This is a genomic window from Hyalangium minutum, from assembly GCF_000737315.1.
GTDB lineage: Bacteria > Myxococcota > Myxococcia > Myxococcales > Myxococcaceae > Hyalangium > Hyalangium minutum.
In genome coordinates, this window is the sequence record NZ_JMCB01000001.1 from 781,404 (window position 1) to 801,449 (window position 20,046).

Here is a 20,046-nt window from a genome sequence, read left to right on the forward strand (position 1 = left end):
GCCCGTCCATCGGTCTAACGTGCGTCCCCTCTCATCCGAGCCTCATGAATCCGGCCCGAGCGATGCCCAACCCTCCCGAAGCCCCAGCCACTCCTGAGCCACCTCCAGCCGCTCCGCCTCCCTCCGCGAAGCCAGGGCTCGGCGCCCGCATCTGGAAGTGGACGAAGCGGCTGCTCATCCTGGGCGCCGTGGGGCTGGTGCTCGCCGTGGCCGTGGGCGTGGGCGCCTACCAGTACTTCAGCCGGGACCTGCCCTCCGTGGAGGCGCTGCGCACCTACCAGCCGCCCCAGGTGACGAAGGTGACATGCGCGGATGGCTCCATCTGCGCCGAGTTCTACCTGGAGCGCCGCACCCTGGTGCGAATCGAGGAGCTGCCCAAGCACGTGCGCGACTCGTTCCTCGCCGCAGAGGACGCCGACTTCTACAACCACGAGGGCCTCGACTTCTTCGGCATCACCCGCGCCGCCATCAAGAACCTCATCCCGGGGAGCCGCAAGTCCGGCGCCTCGACCATCACGCAGCAGGTGGTGAAGAACCTGCTGCTCACTCCCGAGCGCAGCCTGGGCCGGAAGATCCGCGAGTGGATCCTCACCCCTCGCGTCGAGGAGGCGCTCACCAAGGATCAGATCCTCAACCTCTACATCAACCAGATCTACTACGGGCAGCGGCGCTACGGCCTGGAGGAGGCCGCGCTCTACTACTTCGGCAAGCACGCCAAGGATCTGAGCATCGGTGAGGCCGCCGTGCTCGCGGGCACGCCGCAGTCGCCCCACCGCATCAACCCGGAGACGAACATCGTCCGGGCCAAGAACCGCCAGCGCTACGTGCTCACTCAGTTGATGCAGCACGGCTTCCTCCCCAAGGAGCAGGTGGAGCCGGAGTTGGAGAAGCCCATCGTCCTGGCGCCTCGTCCTCCGCCCCCCGTGGGCGGGTACTACGCCGAGGAGATCCGCCGCACCCTCATCGAGCGCTACGGCGAGAAGATGGTGCTCGAGGGTGGGCTGCGCGTGGAGATCGCCATGGTGCCGAAGCTGCAGGCCGCAGCCGAGGACGCCGTGCGCAATGGCCTGGAGGCGGTGGATCGCCGCCAGGGCTACCGTGGCCCGCTCAGCACCGTGGATGGCGGGCAGTTCGATCGCATCAAGGGGCTCATCGCGCACCGCATCGATGAGGCCGGCCGGCGGCAGAAGGACGCCGAGTACGTGGCGGACCTGGCCCCGCTGGCCACTGCGGGCCTGGAGCCAGCGGCCAAGGCGGACCCCAAGCCAGAGGCCAAGGCGGGCACGGTTCCTGTCACCGCCATTGAGCAGGAGGGCGCGGAGGAGCAGCGGCCCGAGCTCAACCCCGAGGGCGAGGCGCCTCCCTCCGCCGAGGAGTCCCTGGTGGGCTCCGTTCCCCTGCGGCCGCTGAAGGAGGGACTGCGCCTCACCGGCTTCGTCACCGCGGTGGATGAGAAGAAGGGCATCGCCAAGGTGGACCTCGTGGGCCGCACCGCGGAAGTCTCTTTCTCCACCGTCAAATGGGCCCGCCAGAAGGGCAAGGGCTCTCCGTCGAACATCGCGGACGTCTTCCAGGTCGGCGAGCTGGTGCGCGTGCGCATCACCAAGGCGCTGCCCGCGCCCGCCTCCGTGGAGGCCACGCTCGATCAGATCCCCCTGGTGCAGGGCGGCCTCGTGGTCATCAACCCCGCCAACCGCAACGTGGTGGCCATGGTGGGCGGCTATGACTTCGAGCGCTCCTCCTTCAACCGCGCCACGCAGGCCAAGCGGCAGCCAGGCTCGTCCTTCAAGCCCTTCATCTACGCCGCCGCGATGGGCAGTGGCCGCTTCACCCCGCTGAGCACGGTGAATGACGCCCCCGAGGCCATCCGCGACCCGTACACCGGCAAGCAGTGGAAGCCGAAGAACTTCGACGGCCGCTTCGATGGGCCCATGACGCTGCGCCAGGCCCTCACCAAGTCCAAGAACACCGTGTCCGTTCGGCTCATCGAGGCCATCACTCCTGCCACCGCGATCGACTACGCTCGCCGCGCGGGCATCCACTCGGCGCTGCCTGAGAACCTCACGCTGGCGCTCGGAACGGGCGAGGTGACGATGCTGGAGGCCGTCAACGCTTACTCCACGCTCCAGGCCAACGGCCGCTACGGCGAGCCGCTGCTGGTGCTTCGCGTGCGGGACGCCTCGGGCAAGGTGCTCGAGGAGCACGCCCCCGCCTTCGAGGAGACGCTGCCCCCGGCCGTGGCCTATCTCACCACCACCCTGATGCGCAGCGTGGTCGAGGAGGGCACCGCCACCGCCGTGCGCGAACTCAACCGCCCCGCCGCCGGCAAGACGGGCACCACCAACGAGTCCAAGGACACGTGGTTCTCCGGCTACACCATGGACTGGGTCGCCAGCGCCTGGGTGGGCTTCGATGACAACTCGCCCCTGGGCAGCAGCGAGACGGGTGGCCGCGCCGCCCTGCCCATGTGGCTGGACTTCATGCGCGTGGCCCATCAGGGGCTGCCTGCTCGCGAGTTCGAGGTGCCGCCCGGCATCGTCCAGGTGCGCATCGATCCGGAGACGGGCCTGCTGGCCGGCAACTCCCGGCCGGGCCGGCTCGAGCCCTTCCTCGAAGGCACCGCGCCCACCGCCGAGGCTCCACCCATGGGCCAGGTGGACACGAGCACCTTCTTCCTCGAGGACGGCAAGGGGAGATAATGGTGCGCAGAGCCCTCGCCACGCTCCTGGTATCCACGCTCGCGCTCGCAGCCGAGCCGCTGGCTTCTGCTCCGGCCGCTCCCGCGCCGGCCACGCCCAAGCCCTCCGCGAGTCCTTCGACCGCCAGCGTTCCCAGCGGGCCTCCTTCGGTCGAGCGGCTCGTGCAGCTCGTCGCGGACGACGTGCGGGCGCTCAGGCCTGAGCCTCCCGTCGCCCTGCACCTGAGCGGGAGCTCCGCCGAGCTGCAACGTGCCTTCGGGACGATGTTGGCCTCGCGGCTCGCCGCTTCCGAGCTGGGTCCCGTGGTACTGGATGCGCCTTCTCCCGAGGCTGCGGAGAATCAAGCCCGGGAGCGGGGCGCGCGGTCCCTCGTGCGGCTCACGATCTCCGTGCAGGAGGGCCAGCTGAGCGCCCGGGGTGATGTGCTGGGCACGTGGATCAACTTCTGGTCCGGACGCACTCCGAGCCGCCCTGTCACTCCCGCCGCGGCCCTGGCCCAAGCGGTGGATGCGGATGCGGGGACGCTGAGCCTTGCGGCCCTCTCTCCGGTCTTGGCCCCGTCCTCCTCTTCGACGACGACCGTGATGACCGGCCCCCGCCAGATGCGCTTGATGGGCGCGGCGCTGGTCAAGCTCGATCAGGTCCCCGCAGCCCTGGCCACGGGAGACCTCGATGGGGATGGCAAGGATGAGGTGGCCGTGCTCACCGAGCGCGCCGTGTCCGTCTTTGCCGCGGATGGGCGCCTCATCGCTCGCCGAGAGCTCGAGAGCCTCCCCCTGAGCTCGGCCCCTCCCCGTGAGCCCTTCGGCGTCATCTCCGTCATCCCTCAGCCTGCAAGGCTCGCGGCCTGGTCCGCGCGCTATGCCCACGGCGAGGTGCTCACGCTCGACGCGGCCAAGGGAACCCTGCGCCCCCTCGGCCCGCTGGACACAACCCCACTGGGCGCTACCGAGCGCGGCACGTTCACCTCTGGCCAGACGACGTTCACGTCCGAGGTGCGGCTCTCGGAGGGCCGGATCCTCACCGTCCCCGCGCCCTTCACCACCGCCAGCATCGTCACGCCGCGCATGCTCTTCGTTCACCTGGACGGCTCGGCCTCTCTCTACTCGCGCCCCACCGCTCCGCCCCTCCGCATCCAAGGGCTGGGGGCTGGCAGCGCGCTCGGGGACCTGGATGGGGACGGGACGCCCGAGCTGATCACCACCTCGCCCCAGTTGTTCCCCTCGCCGGATGTGGTGCGCGTCTATCCCCTCACTGGGGATGACCCCACCACCCACGGCATGCTCTGGCAGACCGTGCTCCCCCCGGGCCGGGCCTTCCAGGTGGTCACCGCCGATCTGGACCGCGACAACCAGCGCGAGGTGCTGGTGGGCCTCTGGCACTCTGACGGCACCGGTGAAGTCTTCCTCATGCGCCAGGGTGCGCCATGACGCTCCGCCACGCTCTCGCCTGCCTCCTCCTGCTCTGTGCCACGCCCGGGCTCGCGGCCGGGCGCATCCCTTATGGTGGCGAGCTCCGGCTGGCCCACAATGGCTCGGCTGACCCGCTCGGAGATCCGACGCTCGCGGACTCGCCCGTGGAGGCCGCGCTCTACAGCTTCCTGTCCCGCCCCGTCTGCCGGCTCGATGCGAGCGGCGCGCCCCGCCTCGCGGTGGCCCGCGATCTGTCCCGGCCCATGGGCCAGTCGGTGCGCCTGGCCATGCCCTCGCTGTCGCTGGCCAACACACTGACCCGCGCGTGGATGCGGCTCACCGGTACCGAGGCGCCCACCCCGTATCGCGCGCTCCTCTTCCCCGTGCAGGGTGAGGCCCGGCAGCTGTCCTCCAACGGCGCCACCGTGGAGCTGCCCCTGTCGTTCCCCTGGCCGGACATGGAGCGCGCGCTGTGCCACCCGGCGCTGGCTTTGCCATTGACTTCCGTGGCTCCTTCATTGGGGCCGTTCTCCGCCACGGCCGCCAAGGGCCTCTTCGAGGCTCGGCTCGGCTACCCCGAGGGCCGGCCCTACCTGGATCGACTCCTGCTCACCGCCACGGATGACCGCGGGCTGGCGCGGATGTGGACCGCCAAGCAGGTGCACCTGGAGCTCGGCGTGCGCCCGGAGGCGGGCGTCCTCACGAGCCCGGCCCTCTACGCCACCTATCTCTCCTTCTCTCAGCGCCGGGTGCCTGCGGACTTCCGTCAGGCCTTCGAGAGCGCCATTGACCGGGAGGACCTCACCCGCCTCTTCGTGCGCGCACCGGCCGTGCCCATGCCGCACCTGCTACCGCCTGCCCTGCTGACCCAGGCGCCCAAGCCCCGTCCCGCAGCCCCCGGGTCCGCGGGTGGAAGGGCGGTGACCCTCCTCTATGACGCCACCAACGAGGATCACCGTGCTGTAGCCGAGCGCATCCAGGTGAAGCTCCATGACCGTGGCTACAAGGTCGCCCTGGAGCCCCTGCCCCGCTCCCTGCTGCGCACCCGCTGGGCCAAGGGTGACTACGACATGATGCTGCAGTCGCTGCTGCTGCCCCCCGTGCCCGGCCCAGCGCTGGCCATCGTGCTGGACGCTGCAGGCCGCAAGGATCTGCTCGGCGTGGAGCTGCCCCTGATCGGCGCTGTGGCGGACATGTCGGCGCGAGATGCCAAGGCCCGCGATCGGGCGGTGGCGCTCGGCCCCTCGGTGCAGATCCTGCCCCTCTATGCTCAGGGACTGGGCATGCGCGTGGTCCCCGAGCTCGGAGGGCTCGTGCTGGACGCCCAGGGCCTGCCCGTGCTCGACGGCGCGTACTTCGTGCCCGCCGAGCCGCCCCCAGCCGGAATGTCCCGGTGAGGAACCCGTCATGCGATTGAGGACCCGGCTCGCGCTCGCCTTCGCCCTGTTGGCGCTGGTGCCGCTGGCGGTGGTGGTGCCGCTCACACTCAACCGCCTGCGCTCCACCCTCTCGCGAGAGCTGGACGCCCGGATGGAGGGCGCGACCACCGCTGCGCAAGAAGCGCTGGAGCGCTCCGCCGAGCGCGCCCGCCGCGCCGTGGAGGAGCTGGTGGAGAGCACCGCGATGGAGGATCTCGCCCGCGAGTCCCGCGAGAGCCCTACCCGCGCCATCCAAGCCGACACCGCCGAGGGGCTGATGAAGAGCCGGGGCCTCACCGTGCTCAGCCTCTTCGATCGCCAGGGCACCACGCTGTCGTCTGGCCACCTTCCTGCCCGGCGTGGCGACCCGGATCCGGAGCTCTTCGCCGTCACGAAGCAGAAGTCCCCCAAGCCCGTCCCGGTGCGCGTGAGCGTGCGCGGCGACGAGGGACTTCGAGATGTGCCCGCGCTCGTCACCGCGCGCCCGGTGGACTACGGCGATCTGCGCTTGTGGGCGGTGGGCGGGGTGCTGCTCAACGAGGAGCTCGCTCAGCATCTGGCGCGCATCACCCAGGCAGAGATCTCCCTGCGCTCCGGAGACGCGGTGGTCGCCAAGGCCGGAAGCGCGCTCCCCCCGACGGTCGAGCGGATCCTCCCGTTGGGTGAAGCGGCCGATGTCCGGCTCGTCTTCAGCCGGTCCGCCGCGCTCGAGGCCGAGCAAGGCGTGACGGGAGCCTTCCTGCTGCTGGCCGCATCCGGCCTGAGCTTCGCGGTGCTGCTGGGGCTCCTGATGTCCCGCCGCATCACCCGGCCGGTGGAGGCGCTCACCGAGGGCGCCCGCCGCGTGGCGGAAGGTGCCCGGGACGTGCAGGTGAATGTCCAGTCCAGCGGCGAGGTGCGCGAGCTGGTGCAGGCCTTCAACCACATGACCTCCGAGCTGCACTCCACCACCGAGCGGCTGGTGGCCAGCGAGCGCATCGCCGCGTGGCAGGAGGTGGCGCGCCGGCTCGCCCACGAGATCAAGAATCCCCTGACGCCCATCCAGATGTCGCTGGAGACACTGCTGGCGGCGCAGAGCGCCCAGGACGCGCGCTTCCCCACCCTGTTCCGCGACAGCGCGGCGGTGGTGCTCGAGGAGGTGGACCGGCTGCGGCGCATCGTCGACGAGTTCAGCCGCTTCGCCCGGCTGCCCAAGCCGCAGCTGTCCTCCGTGGACCTGGGGGAGCTGGCGCAGAGCGTGCTGTCCCTCTACGCCACACCGCCTCAGGGCATCACCCTGCTGCCCACGCTGCAGACGGGCGTGGTGGCGCGCGCGGACCGCGATCAGCTCACCCAGGTGCTGGTGAACCTGGTGAAGAACGCGGAGGAGGCCATGAAGGACAAAGGCGGCCAGGTGCGCGTGCGCGTGAAGGGCACGGAAACGGACGCCATCGTCGAGGTGGAGGACACTGGCCCGGGCATTCCTCCCGAGCACCGGGCCCGCATCTTCGAGCCCTACTTCACCACCAAGGAGGGCGGCACCGGGCTGGGGCTCGCCATTGCCTCGCGCATCCTCCAGGAGCACGGGGGCAAGCTGGAGGTGGGCGGAGAGCCCGGCCAGGGCGCGCGCTTCAGCGTGGTGCTGCCGCGCGCCCTGTGAGTCAGGCCCGGAGGCTCAGTCCTTGACGGGCGTGGCCTTGAGGGCGGCCTTGCCCTCCTTCACGTACACCTGGAACTTCACCGTCCGGCAGGCGTACTTCTGCACGAGCTGATCCTTGTTCTTGCGGAGCTTCTGCACGAACTTGTCGTAGGTGAGGCCGTCGGAGGGCTCGCTGCACTTCTCGCGGGTGATGACGAACTCGCGGAAGACCTCCTGGAAGTGGAACTCCTCCTCCGAGAAGGCATCGCCGGTGTTGCCCAGGAACTGCTGGTAGTTGGCGCCCGGCGGCGGGATGGCCTGGGCCTGCGGAGCCGGGTCGCCCCACGGCACAGGGGCCATGGCGGGAGCCGCCGGAGACGGCGGGGGGGCATACGCCGGCATCTCCTGGGTCGACGGACGGGCCGCGGCCTGGAGCAGCTCGCGAGGAATGGCCGCCACGCGCGTCGTCTCTGGGCTGTCCATGGCCACCGCGGCGGCATACGGATCCGCCGCCTGCTGGAGCGAGTACGCCGCGGTGGGCAGTTCCTCGAAGTGGAAGGCGCCGGCCCGAGCCGTCGCGGTGGCCACCTGCGGAGCGGCAGCCGGAGGCGGCTGGTTCTGCGCGGACTCGAAGGGCATGGAGACCCCACCCGGGAGCGGAGCACCGAACGGGTCATCGAACGGCTGAGGCTGCGCCGCCGGGGGAGGCGGGAACGCGAAGGGCTCCGAGACCGGAGGCGGCGCCATGCTCGCGGGAGCGTCCGGGGCCGAGGGCGGCGGACCGAAGGGGAACTCGCCGGTGGGCGGACGGGCCGGCTCGGCCACGGGCGCGGCAGCGGTCAGCTCGAGACCCGGGTGAGTCACGGGCGGAGGCTCGGCGGCGGGCTGTGCGGCCGGAGCCTGCTGCGAGGGCATGGCCGCCATCGCGTTGCTAAGTCCGAGCGTGTCCCCGCTGCTCTCAGCAGGCGCCCCACTCGCGCGCTTGCCCGAGCCCATCAGTACTGTCCACACCAGGCTGACGGCGAGCAGTGCCCCCAGGCCCATGATCGCGTTGCGCTGGTAGTCCGCGAGCGTGCCCATCAGCTTGGTGTGAGCGAGGGCGATCACCTCGTAGGGGGTGCCCTCCAGCGCGCGGCGGGTCCCCACCACGAGGGGAGCCTGACCGCCCATGAAGTCCTTGCCACTGGTGAGGATCGGGAGCTTCACCGGGCCCAGGTTCTGGAGCTGGCCGGTGACGATGGCCGCCGCAGGCTGGCCCGTCTTGAGCGAGCCCAGCGCCTTCTCGAGGTCGCTCTTCTGCTCCCCCCCACCAGCCACCAGAGCGTTCTCCTTCACCAGCCCGAGCGCGGCCGCGCCCGAAGCCTTGGCCGCATCCTCCAGGGCTCCCTCCGACAGCAGCGGCACGGCCACCACCAGTGTCGCGGCGAGCTGTGTCTCCAGCTTCTCCGCGCCCGGGATGCGGACGAAGCGCCACAACAGCGGCACGGAGGCCACCGCATGCGGAGCCCCGAAGGCGTCCACCACCGTGGGCGCATCCGCCTGGGCCAGCACCTTCACATCGAAAGCAGCCGCGTCCGTCGAGGGCTCACTGCCCGCGCGCGCGTGCACGGCGCCCGCGTGCGTCACCAGCCCAATCACCACGCCTGGCAGCTCCTTGGGAAGCACAGCCTCGGCGGCGGTGCGCACCGGGGCGAAGCTCTCGGCGGTCAGCGCCTCCTGGGCGCTCAGCTCCTGGGCAGCGGTCGCCAGCTCGGCACTCGCCGCCAGCTTCAGCGCCACGGCGCGGGCAATGCCACGGCGCGCCTCCAGGGAGCGCACCACCTCGGCGGTGCCCGCGGAGGCCTGGGCCTGAGCGTCCTCTGTGGCGCGAGCCCTCATGGGACCCGACAGCAAGGAGAGGTGAGCCAGACCCAGCCCAAGGGCCAGGAGTGCGTAAATGAGGAACTTGACGCGAACCATCGCCGTCCTTCTAGCCCGGGGGGTGAGGGTCCCGCTTATAACGTTCACCGCTCGGGGCCAGCAAGAATCGGCGATGGCTCACACCCAGGGCTCGGGCACCTGGCCGTTGGCCTGGAAGCCCGAGCCCCTGTCCACCCGCCCGCTCAGTAGGTGGGCACGTTCGAGGCCACGTCCTGCGGCAGCCCCTGGGTCGACACATCGCGCCGTCGCTCCAGCGTCCGCTTCAGCGCGTTCTCCAGCCGATCCCGGGTCATATCGATGGCCCCGTGCAACGTCTCGCCGGTCTCCGTGACATGGATCGCCGACAGCCCCGGCAGCCTCACCGTGACGCGGCATTCCTTGTCGACACCCCCCTTGGGCCCGTTGATGTCCACGAGCGAGATGTCGATCTCCGACGCTTCCTGGTCGTCGCACAACCTCTCGATGTGATCCACCAGGTGTTCCTGCACATACGTCTTCAGCCCGTCCGTGAGGGACAGGTGTACGCCCCGCATCAACACCTTCATTGCATCACCTCCGGCCCTGAAGATGAGCAGCGTTGTCCCGGCTGGTGAGGGGGACATTCCCTGCTCCCTTGCTCGCCGTGCCGCCAGGGAGCGTAGCGCTGCTCCCCCGTGGACGTTTTGGAAGAGGACGTGGGTTGCTCAGGCGCATGGGCACGGACCGCATCAAAGTCTTGCTGGTCGAGGACGATGGCGACAGCCGGGAGTTGCTGGCGGAGATCCTGGAGGTCGACTTCGAGGTACAGACCGCGGGCGACGGGCTGGCAGGCCTGGCCGCCTTCGAGGCCGATCACCCGGACGTCATTGTTACCGACGAGTCACTGCCAGGGCTGTGCGGCACGGCGCTGGCCCAGCGGGTGAAGGAGCGCTACCCCGAGGTCCGCGTCATCCTCGTGTCGGGCTACGCGCAGGTGGAAGGTTCCGAACACTGCGACGTGGTGCTGCGCAAACCCATTGACGTGGAGCGCCTGTCCGCAGCCGTGGAAAGTCTCGGAGAAGCCGCGCGCCACTGATCCCCCGTGCTAATTTGACGGGTCAGCCCCAGTATGTGGGGCAGGGAGGGTGCATGAAATACTGCGTCGAGTGCGGCTCGGAGTACCAGGACCACGTGACGGAGTGTGCGGACTGCACGGGGAGCAAACTGGTGGACGCAGCGGAGATGCGCCAGCGCGGCCTGCCTCTGCCGCACGAGCGCGACACCCGCGAGTTCATCCGGGTCGGTACCGCTGAGGATCCCCTGACGGCCGAGGACTTCGTCCGCATGTTGGAGGCTCAACAGATCCCCGTCTTCTCGAGGGCCCGCCGGGCGGGCACCGTGGACGTGCTGACCACGGGCAATCTGCAGCCGTGGTGGGAGATCCTCGTGCCCGAGGAGCACGTCGCGCGCGCTACGGAGCTCCTGAACCAGGAGAAGGTGAGGCTGGACTCAACGGCCGACGAGGCCGCGCAGGCCGCCGAGGATGAGGAGCGCGAGTCCGAGCAGGCGGGCGCTCCCAGCGTGCTGAGCTGAGCGGCAGTCCTCAGGGGGAGCGGACGACGGCTCCCTCGCCTGCTTCCGGAGGGAGACGGGTCTCGAAGAGGCTCACGCCCGTCACCTTCCATTTCGTGTACTTCGAGTTGCGGGTGAGGAATGTCTCCAGGTCCTCGTCCACGACGCGCGCATAGCGGCTGCGCGCCGCGTGCCGCAGCCATGTGCGCTTGCCCTTCTGCACCACGAAGCCCAGGTGGGTGATGCGGGTGGCCTTGAGCGGCAGATCATCCCGCACGACAGCCAACACCGTGCCCGAGGGGATGTTGCGCGCGCGCGCCAACACCCGGTCCAGGGGGATGACGTTCAGTGTGTACGTCCCCACGGGCTGCCGGTCCTTGGGCAGCTTCAGCTCCTGCGAGGAGCGGGAGGTCCACGTGCGCGCGGTGAGCGTCTTCTGCGCCTGGAGGGTGTCCTCTCCGCCGTAGCGCCGCGTCACATCCACCAGGAAGCCCTTGCGGATGTTGTTGGGCAACCACTGGGCCTCCATGAGGTGGTTGCGGTCCTCGTAGGAAGGGGTGCTCGCATACCGGATGCTCTCGAGCAGCGTGGGCACCTCGCTGTCCTCGCGCGCCAGGCTGAGCGCCATCGTCTCCTCGACGAAGGTGAGGCAGTCCACGGCGTCGAGGCGGAACGTCGGATCCGGATCCACCCCACTGCCCTCGCCCAGCGGAGAAACGAGGTACGGCGTCCCCAGGAAGCGCGAGCTCACGTGCAGCAGCCGCTCATGGAGCTTCGCCCCGGGCTCCGCGGCATTCAGGAGCGTGGCACGCTGCTCGGGCGTCAGGGCGGCCCAGCCTCCGGGAACGGGAGCAGTGGGCGCCTGCGTCAGCAGCAGGGTTACAGCGAGCGCACTGACCACGAGCATCACTTCACCATGCCCGTCGTGCGCAGGATGGCCTTGCGCTGATCATCCGCCAGCTGCAGCGTCTCCAGTTCCTTCTCGTAGGCGAGCTTCTCCTCTCCCTTGGCCTGGAAGGAGGCAAGCACGAGCCACTCGAGCATCGACTTCTCCCCGCCCTGGTAGAGGATCCGGGCGGCGCCCGCGGCGAGCGACTTGTCGGCATCCTTGAGCAGCGGGGAGAGCGCAGGCGAGGACTTCTTGGAGGGAACGCCCTCATACAGCTCCAGCCCCTGGCGCCGCACGAAGCGGTCCTGTGAGGCCAGCAGCTTGCCGGCGAAGTCAAAGCCATCCTGGGCGCCGAGCCTGCACAGGCCCTTGGCCGCGGCGAAGCGCGTGCTCTCCGAGTCGCTGGCGAGGAACTCCTTCAAGGCGGGCGCCTGCTTCGCGTCCCCGGCGGTACCCGCGGCCACGAGCATCTCGGCGCGCACCTCCAGCTCCGTCTCCTTCTTCGCCGCAGCGACCAGCACCTTGCTCATGCCCGGGTTGCGCGAGGCGCCCAGCGCCCGGGAGGCCTCCTTGCGCACCCCGAGGCTCTTGTCTTCCAGCAGCGGCAACAGCACCTGCACCTGGCGGCTGCGCAGCTTGCCCAATCCCTGCGCCGCGTACATCCGCACCGTGCTGTCCGCATCCAGTGCGAGCCTCATCAACATGGGCTCCGCGGTGCGCGCCTCAATGCCCGCCATGACGGCGGCAATGTTGCGCCGGGTGCGTTCGTCCACCGTCTTCCGCAGGAAGTTCTGGAGGACGTCGGCCGCATAGTCCCGCTCGCCGATATAGCGCAGCCGGGAGATGGTGTTCGGCACCGAGGCACTGCCCTCCACCAACTGGGTGGCGACCTCCTCCGCCTCGGCGCGGCTGCGCAGCCGCTTCTGGGCAGAGGGGGGAATCGCCAGGGCCAGGGGGGCGATCAGGAACAGGGCCAGGCCAAGGGAACGAAAGGGCATGTGCACGGTGTCGGAACGATGGCAAGGCCTACGGTAGCCTGTCAAAACCTCAGCCAAGGAGGCCTGCCCGCCCTGCGGATGTGCCCGATTCTTGACCCCTCCGGACTCGATTGATACGACCTGAACATTCGTCTTCCAGCCCCTCATCCCAAGGCCTCTCCATGAAGCAGCTGACGGTACTGGTGGCAGTGGCGGGTGCCCTCGCCGGTTGTGGCCCGGTGCGCTCCACCGCCAACATCCTCGACGCCGAGGTGCAGATCCAGGCGGCGCGCACCGCGGGGGCTGAGCAAAAAGCAGCCTACGAGTGGACCGCCGCCAACCTCTACATCCACAAGGCGCGCGAAGAGGTGTCCCACTCGGACTACCAGGCGGGCGTGAAGTTCGCCGTGAAGGCGTCCGAGTTCGCCAATGCGGCCCGTGAGAAGGCCATGGCCTCCGGGGACTCCGAGTCCAACTCCGCGGACAGCCCCCGCCCCACCCCCTGACGTGTGAGCATCCTCCGATGAAGCGATTTGTCGCCTCCGCGCTGCTTCTTGCCTGCACCGCCTGTGTCAGCGGTTCGAAGATCCGCGCCGAATCCGAGGTCATCCAGGCCGACGTGGAGCGCGCCCGCCGTGGCGGAGCCCTGCGCTGTGCCCCCGTCGAGCTGGCCACGGCCGAGGCCAACCTGGACTTCGCCAAGGGCGAGCTGGGCCAGGGCAGCAGCTTCCGCGCCTCCGAGCACATCCGCATCGCGGAGGACTCCATCAAGAAGGCACTGGCGCTGTCCAAGGACTGCGGCCCCAAGCAGGTGGTCGTCCGCGAGCGGCCGGATCAGCCCCGGCCTCCCGACACCACCGCGCAGACGCCGGTGAAACAGCCGGAGCAGCCCCAACCTCAGCAGCAAGTGGTCGTGCGCATCGAGGAGACGGACACCGACGGTGACGGAATCCTCGACAAGGACGACCCCTGCCAGGATCAGGCCGAGGACAAGGACAACTTCGAGGACCAGGACGGCTGCCCCGATCCCGACAACGACAAGGACGGCGTGCTGGATGCGGCGGACAAGTGCCCGCTCATCCCCGGCCCGGCGGACAACGCAGGCTGCCCGGAGGAGGCTCCGAAGGACCGGGACAACGACGGCGTCGTCGACAAGCTGGACAAGTGCCCGGACCAGGCCGAGGACCACGACGGCTTCCAGGACGACGACGGCTGCCCCGAGCTGGACAACGACCACGACGGCATCGTCGACGCCGCGGACAAGTGCCCGAACGACGTGGGCCCCATCCAGAACCTGGGCTGCCCCATCATCGACAAGGACGGGGACGGCATCAACGATCCGCAGGACAAGTGCCCAGACGAGCCCGAGGACAAGGACGGCTTCCAGGACGATGACGGCTGCCCGGATCTGGACAACGACAACGACGGCCTGCCGGACGGCCAGGACAAGTGCCCGAACGAGAAGGGCATGGCGGAGAACGCCGGCTGCCCGGACACGGATCTGGACAAGGACGGCATCCCCGACCGGCTGGACAAGTGCCCCGCGGACCTGGGCCCGAGCGAGAACGGCGGCTGCCCAGACACGGACAAGGACCGGGATGGCATTCCGGACCGTCTGGACGCGTGCCCCGAGGAGCCTGGCGTCCAGGAGGAGAAGGGCTGCGCCAAGAAGTACAAGCTGGTGGTCGTGAAGAAGGACCGGATCGAGATCAAGAAGCAGATCAACTTCGGCAATGCTTCCGCGAAGATCATCGGCAAGGAGAGCCAGGCGATCCTGGCGGACGTGGCGCAGGTGCTGAAGGACACGCCGTCCATCAAGAAGGTGCGCATCGAGGGCCACACGGACTCGGTGGGCAATGACACGGCGAACCTGAAGCTGTCCCAGAAGCGCGCGGACACGGTGATGGCGCAGCTCATCAAGCTGGGCATCGATCCGGGCCGGCTCGAGGCGGTGGGCTTCGGAGAGACGAAGCCGATTGCCTCCAACGCGACGAAGGCGGGCCGCGCGCAAAACCGCCGGACCGAGTTCAACATCGTCGACGACCGGAACCCGCCGGCGCCCGCCCCCACTCCGTAAGGAGGGCTGGCGCTGGGAGAACCGGGGTGAGGGCCTCGCGCCCCACCCCGTCACCGGGGTTCACCCTTCCTTGAGCAGCTCGGCGAGGACCTCGGTGGCGTAGGCCCCCTTGGACAACTCGAAGGCCAGCACCAGATCCTCTCCTTCTGGGGAGAACTCGGGGTTGCCGATGCGCACGCGGTAGGGCCTGCGCGTGCCCTCCGTCTCGCCTCCGCCACGCTGAAAGTCCGAGAGCGTCACGCCCTCCTCGGCCAGCAGCGCGGCCTCGGCCTCCGCCACACCGTGGGCCGAGGGCGTCATCTTCGGGCCGAACATGGGCCCTGCGGGGCTCACCTCGAAGGCGGCTACCCGCGGACCATCCACTTCGGGTGCCTCGCAGACGAAGAGGCCGCCGGTGTCCTCCTTGCGAAGCACGTCCCCCAGGAGCGCCTGATCGAAAGTCCCCGCGCGAAGGCGTGCAGCGAGGGCCTTGTTGAAGAGGCGGGACTGGAAGGCGGAGAGGTACAGCTTGCGCTGGAAGCGGTCCGGGCGCTGAGGCAGCCGCTGGCCCAGGAGGAGCACCTTGCCCCGATCCGCGTTGTCGCGCTCGCGCCCGAAGCGCTGCTCTCCGAAGTAGTTGGGCACTCCTCGCGCCACTAGCCGGGAAAAGGACTCTCGGGCAGCGCCAAGGTCCTTTACGCCTCGCAGACGCATCCGGAAGCGGTTGCCCTTGAGGTGTCCGGTCCGCAGCTTGTTCCCGTGGCGGCGCGCCCACAGCACGGTCACGCCCTCTAGAGAGAAGGCCGGGAGCTTCGGCTCCGCCCGTGCTGGCACAGAGAGCAACTGGCGGGTGACCGCGTGCCGGTCCTTCATGCCCGCGACGCCAATCTCGCCCTCGGGGAAGCCGAGCGCCTGAGAGAGCGCGCGCACCAGCTCGCGCGTGTCCCGGCCCCGCTTCTCCACCCAGAGGAAGAGGTGCTCCCCTTCCCCGCTCGGCAGATAGGCGGGGAGTTCCTCCACCTCGAAGTCCTCGGGGACGAGCTTGAAGGCGCCGCCACAGCCGGGCACGCCCTCGGTGAGTCGGGGCAGATCCGTCACGGGGACTCGAGGGTGGCGAGCAGCTCCTTCACGCGCCGAGCGAGATCTTCATCGGCGCGGGACTCGAGCAGCTCTCCCGCCTGGAAGAGGAGGAAGAACATCACGTCACTGAGCGCCTGCTTGAAGGAGGCGATTGGCTCGGAGCCGAGGCGCGTGCGGTGGCGCTCGAAGGCCTCGATGAGCTGCGGCTCGGCGAGGGTGCCATCGGCGGCCAGCGACAGCCCCTGGAGCACCGGCGAGGACGTCAGCGCCTGGCCCGAGAGCGCCACGTTGGCGGCGGCGATGAACTCGCTGTCCATGCCCTTGCGCGCCACCTCATCCCGGATCTCCTTGAAGATGAGGTTGAAGACACGGACCACCTCACGGTGGTCCACGCGGCTCTGGCGGACGAAGGGGGCAGGCCGCGAAGGAGTGGCCACAGGGGCCTTCTCCGACACCGATGGGGCCACGGGCACGAGCGGCTGTTCGGAGAGGACCGCGTAGCCGCCCTCGAGCAGGCGGAAGACGACCTTGGTGATGTCGAACTCGGACAGCTTGGCCAGGAACCCCAACTCGAGGATCGTGCGTCGGCCGTCGAGCAGGGCCAGCACCCGGTCCTCATCCGCCTCGAGCTTGCCGTCGGAGGCGCGCTTGGGGCCCACATAGAGCCGCCCATGGGGGATGCGCTTCCGGAAGTGCGCCAGCTCGTCGATCTTCCGGATGCTGTCCATCAGCAGGCTTTGCGTGGACAGCTGGATGTGCGACGCCTTGTCGTCTACCGGCTGGTCGATGAGGAAGAACGAGCCCTCGCGGCACAGCACGATGGCGTGGAAGATCTCGCTCACCTGGTGGGTGACGCACTTGAAGAGGTCATGCGCCTGCAGGTAGCCCCGCTCCACCAGGGCGCGGCCCACCTTGGACGGGGGCTGCTCGCGCAGCACCTGTTCGATCTTGGCCCGGTCCACGTAGCCCAGGCGGACGAGCACCTCCCCGAGCCGATCCGAGGGGTCATCCGAGCTGGCCCCGCGCACCTCGCCCTCGCGCAGGGTGAGGGAGCGCTCGGTGCCGGGGGTGCGCACGCGGACGAGGCCGCTCCAGCGCGACTGGCTGAGGAAGGCGATCAGATCCGACAGAGGGAAGCCGCTGGCATCTCCGGTCAGCACCACGCGGGGAGCGGAGGTGGTGCCGCCCTGAGCCGGTACCCGCGAGAAGACGAGCAGGTCTGGAGCCGTCGTCATCAGGGCGTACGAGCCCGTCCGGCCCGCCAGCGGGGGCGGACTCTGGCGCTCCTCGGGGACGAGCTGCGAGGACCCGTCGATGCGGAAGCGAGGCGGCGTCATCCCAGGGTCATCAGTCGGCGGCCCACGCGTTGTTGTTCGCGCGCCACTCGAGCTCGTCCTCGAGGCTCTGGGAGAGCAGGTCCTGCTCGGGCGGGAGCTGGACGCGGCGGCCGTTGAAGAAGATGGACGGCGTGCCGGTGATGTTGGCGCCGCTGCCCTGCGCCTTGAAGCTGTTCAGCTCCTCCTTATAGGCGTCGCCCTTGAGCATCTCCGTCAGCTTGGCGCCCGACAGGCCGATCTTGTCGGCGATGCCCGGCAGCGCGGCGGGAGACAGGTTCGCCTGGTTGGAGAAGAGCGCATCGTGCATCTCCCAGAACTTGCCCTGGTCACGGGCCCACAGCACCGCGCGCCCGGCGGAGATGGCGTTGGCGTGCATGGGCAGCGGGTACGGCAGGTAGCAGAAGCGCACCTTGGAGGCGTTCTTCTTGGCGAACTCCTCCAGTTCCGGGCGGGCCTTGGCGCAGTAGGGGCACTCGAAGTCGGAGAACTCGGCCATCGTCACGGGGGCGTTGGCGTCGCCCATGCACATGCGCGGGTCCACCTTCAGGGTCACGCGAGGCTCCCGGAACGAGGCGTAGTACTGGGACAGGACGTTGATGACCTCGGTGGCGCCTGCGCCATCGGCCACGAACGAGGCCGCCATCCTCGCCATCTTCTTGGCGTGCTTGCAGCCGGTGTGCTGCTTCAGGCAGGCGCCCAGGGTGTGGGGGCAGCCGCAGTAGCAGAACTCGTCGCTGAAGATGCTCGCCAGCTCGCGCTGGGCAGACGGGGGCAGCGAGGAGAAGTCCATGCCCGGAATCCCCGTGAGTGCCGCGCCGGGGTTGGCCGGGGCGGCCGGGGGGGCCGCCGGAGGGGCGGGGGGCGCGGGCGGAGATACCGCGGCCTGAGGGGTCGCCGCGCCCTTGTCGGCGGGGGCGACCTCGGGGTTCTTGGTACAGGCCAGCCCGGTCAGAGACACGGCGGCGATCAGGAGGACAGCGCGCTTCCAGCAGTAGGAGGACACGCCGGGGGGTCTTAGCTACGCGCGGAGGGCTTGTAAAGGAAGGCGGGCTTTGTCAGTGAAGAGCCGCTCATGCCCAAAGTCCTGCTGCTACATACCGGGGGAACGCTGGGGATGGCTGGGGGGCGGCCGTCCGCGCTGCGGCCCTCGGCCTTCTTCCGGACCCTGAAGGCGCGCGTTCCCGAGCTCTTCGAGCTGGCCGACATCGAGCTGGAGCTGTTCTCGAACCTGGACAGCTCGGAGATGCAGCCCGAGCTGTGGAGCGGGATGGCGGCCCACCTCTACAAGAGGCTGCCGGACTTCGATGGGGCGGTGGTGACGCACGGCACAGATACGCTGGCCTACACGGCCAGTGCGCTCTCCTTCATGCTCCGGGGGTTGCCACGGCCTGTGGTGCTGACGGGCTCTCAGCGGCCGCTGGGGGAGATCCGGACGGATGCACGGCTGAACCTCATTGACTCGGTGCTCTCGGCGCTCAATGGCCCCAAAGAGGTCACCATCTGCTTCGACTCCCACCTGTACCGGGGCAACCGGACCCGGAAGGTGAAGGTCGCCGAGTACGACGCCTTCGAGAGCCCCAACTTCCCGGTGCTGGGGACGCTGGGGGTGGATGCCACCTTCGAGCCTGGCCTGCGACCCCGGGGCGCCTTCCGCCTCTTCGAGCGGCTGGATCCGCGAGTCTTCCTCTTGAAGGTGTACCCCGGGTTGGACCCAGCGCTCCCGCTTGCGCTGTTGCCGCATGTGCGGGGACTGGTCTTGGAGGCATATGGGGCGGGCAACTTCCCGATCGATCCATCGCTCGGCCGCTCGCTGCGTCCCCTCTTCGCCCAGGCGCGGGAGCGGGGGATCCCGGTGGTGGTGGTGAGCCAGGCGTACCGGAACGGGGTGGACCTGACCCTGTACGAGTCGGGGGCGGTGGCACTGGAGGAGGGAGCGATTGGAGGGGGGGACCTGACGCCCTCGGCGGCGGCGGTGAAGCTGATGCAGGGGCTGGCCTACCACCCGGAGCCGGAGGCCCAGCGGCGCTTCATCCAGACCCCGATTGCGGGGGAACTCACAGTGGGGCGGCCGCCCATACCGCCCGCCGAACCTCGGAGGCGGAGGCGCCGACCGCACGGGCGGTGAACCCCCCGGATGTCTCCAAGAGCGGTATGTAAGCTTGCCGCCACGAAATACAGGCCCTTAAGATGGGGGCCAGATGTCCGAGGAGAAGACAAACGTCCATTCCATCGCGGATCTGCTGAGCAACGCTCAGCAGCAGAGCGCCTATCTGATCGTGATCAGCGCCAAATCCGCGGCGGGTATCGGGCGGATGTTCAAGCTGGATCGTTCGGAGACGGTGCTGGGCCGCAGTTCCGAGGCGCAGTTCCAGGTCGAGGACGATGGTATCTCGCGCAAGCACGCGAAGGTGGTGGCGTTGGGGGATGGGCGTTTCCAGCTGATGGATCTGGGGAGCACGAACGGGACGTACCTGAACGGCCTGCGGGTGAACACGGCGCCGCTGTACGACGGGGACAAGATCCAGATCGGCTCGAACACGGTGCTGAAGTTCTCCATCCAGGACCAGTTGGAGGAGCAGTACCAGCGGAGCATCTACGAGTCGGCGACGCGGGACGGGCTGACGCGGCTCTACAACAAGAAGTTCTTCATGGAGACGCTGCGCAAGGAGTTCGCGTACTGCCTGCGTCACCGGGTGCCACTGTCGCTGGTGATGTTCGACGTGGACCACTTCAAGAAGATCAACGATGTGTACGGGCACCCGGCGGGCGACTACGTGCTGACGCGGATCGCGCAGCGGGTGAGCGACACGGTGCGTACGGAGGATCTGCTGGCGCGTTATGGCGGAGAGGAGTTCGCGCTGATGTTGCGAGAGTCCGCCGAGGAGCAAGCGCTGGCGTGCGCGGAGCGGTGCCGGCAGGCGGTGGACCGCAGCGACTTCATCTTCAGCGGGACGCCGATCAAGGTGACGATCAGCCTGGGAGTGGCGACGCTGTTGGACTCGGACTTCGCGCAACCCGAGGACCTGCTCGCGGCGGCGGACAAGTACCTCTACCGTGCGAAGCGAGCGGGCCGGAACCGGGTGGACGCCAAGGCCGTCAGCGGCCCCTGA

Annotated in this window: 17 protein-coding genes; 10 read left to right on the forward strand and 7 right to left on the reverse strand. The window is 69.2% G+C overall.

What is annotated here, in order from left to right; translation table 11 throughout:
* Positions 1-44 precede the first annotated feature (44 nt).
* From DB31_RS02905 to DB31_RS02920, 4 genes are read left to right on the forward strand one after another with little or no spacing between them, the layout of a single operon-like run.
* Positions 45-2,699, forward strand: a complete 2,655-nt coding sequence (locus DB31_RS02905; RefSeq protein ID WP_240486492.1) for a penicillin-binding protein 1A — start codon at positions 45-47, stop codon at positions 2,697-2,699.
* A 2-nt stretch (positions 2,700-2,701) separates the two neighbouring features.
* Positions 2,702-4,129: an FG-GAP repeat domain-containing protein gene (locus DB31_RS02910; protein WP_420806665.1), complete on the forward strand. Its 1,428-nt coding sequence runs from the start codon at positions 2,702-2,704 to the stop codon at positions 4,127-4,129.
* Complete coding sequence (locus DB31_RS02915) at positions 4,126-5,508, forward strand: ABC transporter substrate-binding protein (protein ID WP_044181570.1); 1,383 nt, start codon at positions 4,126-4,128, stop codon at positions 5,506-5,508. Before DB31_RS02910 ends, DB31_RS02915 begins: the two co-directional genes overlap by 4 nt.
* Before the next feature lie 10 nt (positions 5,509-5,518).
* Complete coding sequence (locus tag DB31_RS02920) at positions 5,519-7,168, forward strand: ATP-binding protein (protein ID WP_044181572.1); 1,650 nt, start codon at positions 5,519-5,521, stop codon at positions 7,166-7,168.
* Between the two features lie 15 nt (positions 7,169-7,183).
* Here DB31_RS02920 and DB31_RS02925 read toward each other — a convergent pair whose 3' ends face one another.
* Both DB31_RS02925 and DB31_RS02930 read right to left on the reverse strand, forming a co-directional pair.
* A complete protein-coding gene (locus DB31_RS02925; protein ID WP_044181575.1) occupies positions 7,184-9,106 on the reverse strand; it encodes an MXAN_5187 family protein in 1,923 nt (640 codons plus the stop codon).
* A 143-nt stretch (positions 9,107-9,249) separates the two neighbouring features.
* On the reverse strand, positions 9,250-9,612 hold the full coding sequence (locus tag DB31_RS02930) for an HPF/RaiA family ribosome-associated protein (protein ID WP_044181577.1): 363 nt from the start codon (positions 9,610-9,612) through the stop codon (positions 9,250-9,252).
* A 146-nt stretch (positions 9,613-9,758) separates the two neighbouring features.
* Between DB31_RS02930 and DB31_RS02935 the strand changes: the two genes are divergently transcribed.
* Positions 9,759-10,121 (forward strand): response regulator, encoded by a 363-nt coding sequence (locus tag DB31_RS02935; RefSeq protein ID WP_044181580.1) that lies wholly within the window; start codon positions 9,759-9,761, stop codon positions 10,119-10,121.
* 53 nt (positions 10,122-10,174) lie between these two features.
* Entirely contained in the window at positions 10,175-10,618 is a 444-nt protein-coding gene (locus tag DB31_RS02940) for a putative signal transducing protein (RefSeq protein WP_044181582.1), read from the forward strand.
* A gap of 10 nt (positions 10,619-10,628) precedes the next feature.
* On the opposite strand, the gene DB31_RS02945 is transcribed toward DB31_RS02940, so the two are convergent.
* Complete coding sequence (locus DB31_RS02945) at positions 10,629-11,504, reverse strand: N-acetylmuramoyl-L-alanine amidase-like domain-containing protein (RefSeq protein WP_044181585.1); 876 nt, start codon at positions 11,502-11,504, stop codon at positions 10,629-10,631.
* Entirely contained in the window at positions 11,504-12,484 is a 981-nt protein-coding gene (locus DB31_RS02950; protein WP_157231764.1) for a HEAT repeat domain-containing protein, read from the reverse strand. Before DB31_RS02950 ends, DB31_RS02945 begins: the two co-directional genes overlap by 1 nt.
* A 161-nt stretch (positions 12,485-12,645) precedes the next feature.
* Between DB31_RS02950 and DB31_RS02955 the strand changes: the two genes are divergently transcribed.
* Both DB31_RS02955 and DB31_RS02960 read left to right on the forward strand, forming a co-directional pair.
* On the forward strand, positions 12,646-12,969 hold the full coding sequence (locus tag DB31_RS02955) for a DUF4398 domain-containing protein (protein WP_044181588.1): 324 nt from the start codon (positions 12,646-12,648) through the stop codon (positions 12,967-12,969).
* 17 nt (positions 12,970-12,986) lie between these two features.
* Entirely contained in the window at positions 12,987-14,540 is a 1,554-nt protein-coding gene (locus tag DB31_RS02960; protein ID WP_044181591.1) for an OmpA family protein, read from the forward strand.
* 60 nt (positions 14,541-14,600) lie between these two features.
* Here the strand turns inward: DB31_RS02960 and truD are convergent, their stop codons facing one another.
* From truD to DB31_RS02975, 3 genes are read right to left on the reverse strand one after another with little or no spacing between them, the layout of a single operon-like run.
* On the reverse strand, positions 14,601-15,617 hold the full coding sequence (gene truD / locus DB31_RS02965) for a tRNA pseudouridine(13) synthase TruD (protein ID WP_044181594.1): 1,017 nt from the start codon (positions 15,615-15,617) through the stop codon (positions 14,601-14,603).
* Positions 15,614-16,936, reverse strand: a complete 1,323-nt coding sequence (locus DB31_RS02970; RefSeq protein WP_044181597.1) for a DUF4388 domain-containing protein — start codon at positions 16,934-16,936, stop codon at positions 15,614-15,616. Before DB31_RS02970 ends, truD begins: the two co-directional genes overlap by 4 nt.
* Positions 16,937-16,946: 10 nt before the next feature.
* Positions 16,947-17,939, reverse strand: a complete 993-nt coding sequence (locus tag DB31_RS02975; RefSeq protein ID WP_044181599.1) for a DsbA family protein — start codon at positions 17,937-17,939, stop codon at positions 16,947-16,949.
* A 69-nt stretch (positions 17,940-18,008) separates the two neighbouring features.
* Here DB31_RS02975 and DB31_RS02980 point away from each other — a divergent pair, with 69 nt between their 5' ends.
* Both DB31_RS02980 and DB31_RS02985 read left to right on the forward strand, forming a co-directional pair.
* A complete protein-coding gene (locus DB31_RS02980) occupies positions 18,009-19,061 on the forward strand; it encodes an asparaginase (protein ID WP_044181602.1) in 1,053 nt (350 codons plus the stop codon).
* Between the two features lie 73 nt (positions 19,062-19,134).
* A complete protein-coding gene (locus tag DB31_RS02985; RefSeq protein ID WP_044181605.1) occupies positions 19,135-20,046 on the forward strand; it encodes a GGDEF domain-containing protein in 912 nt (303 codons plus the stop codon).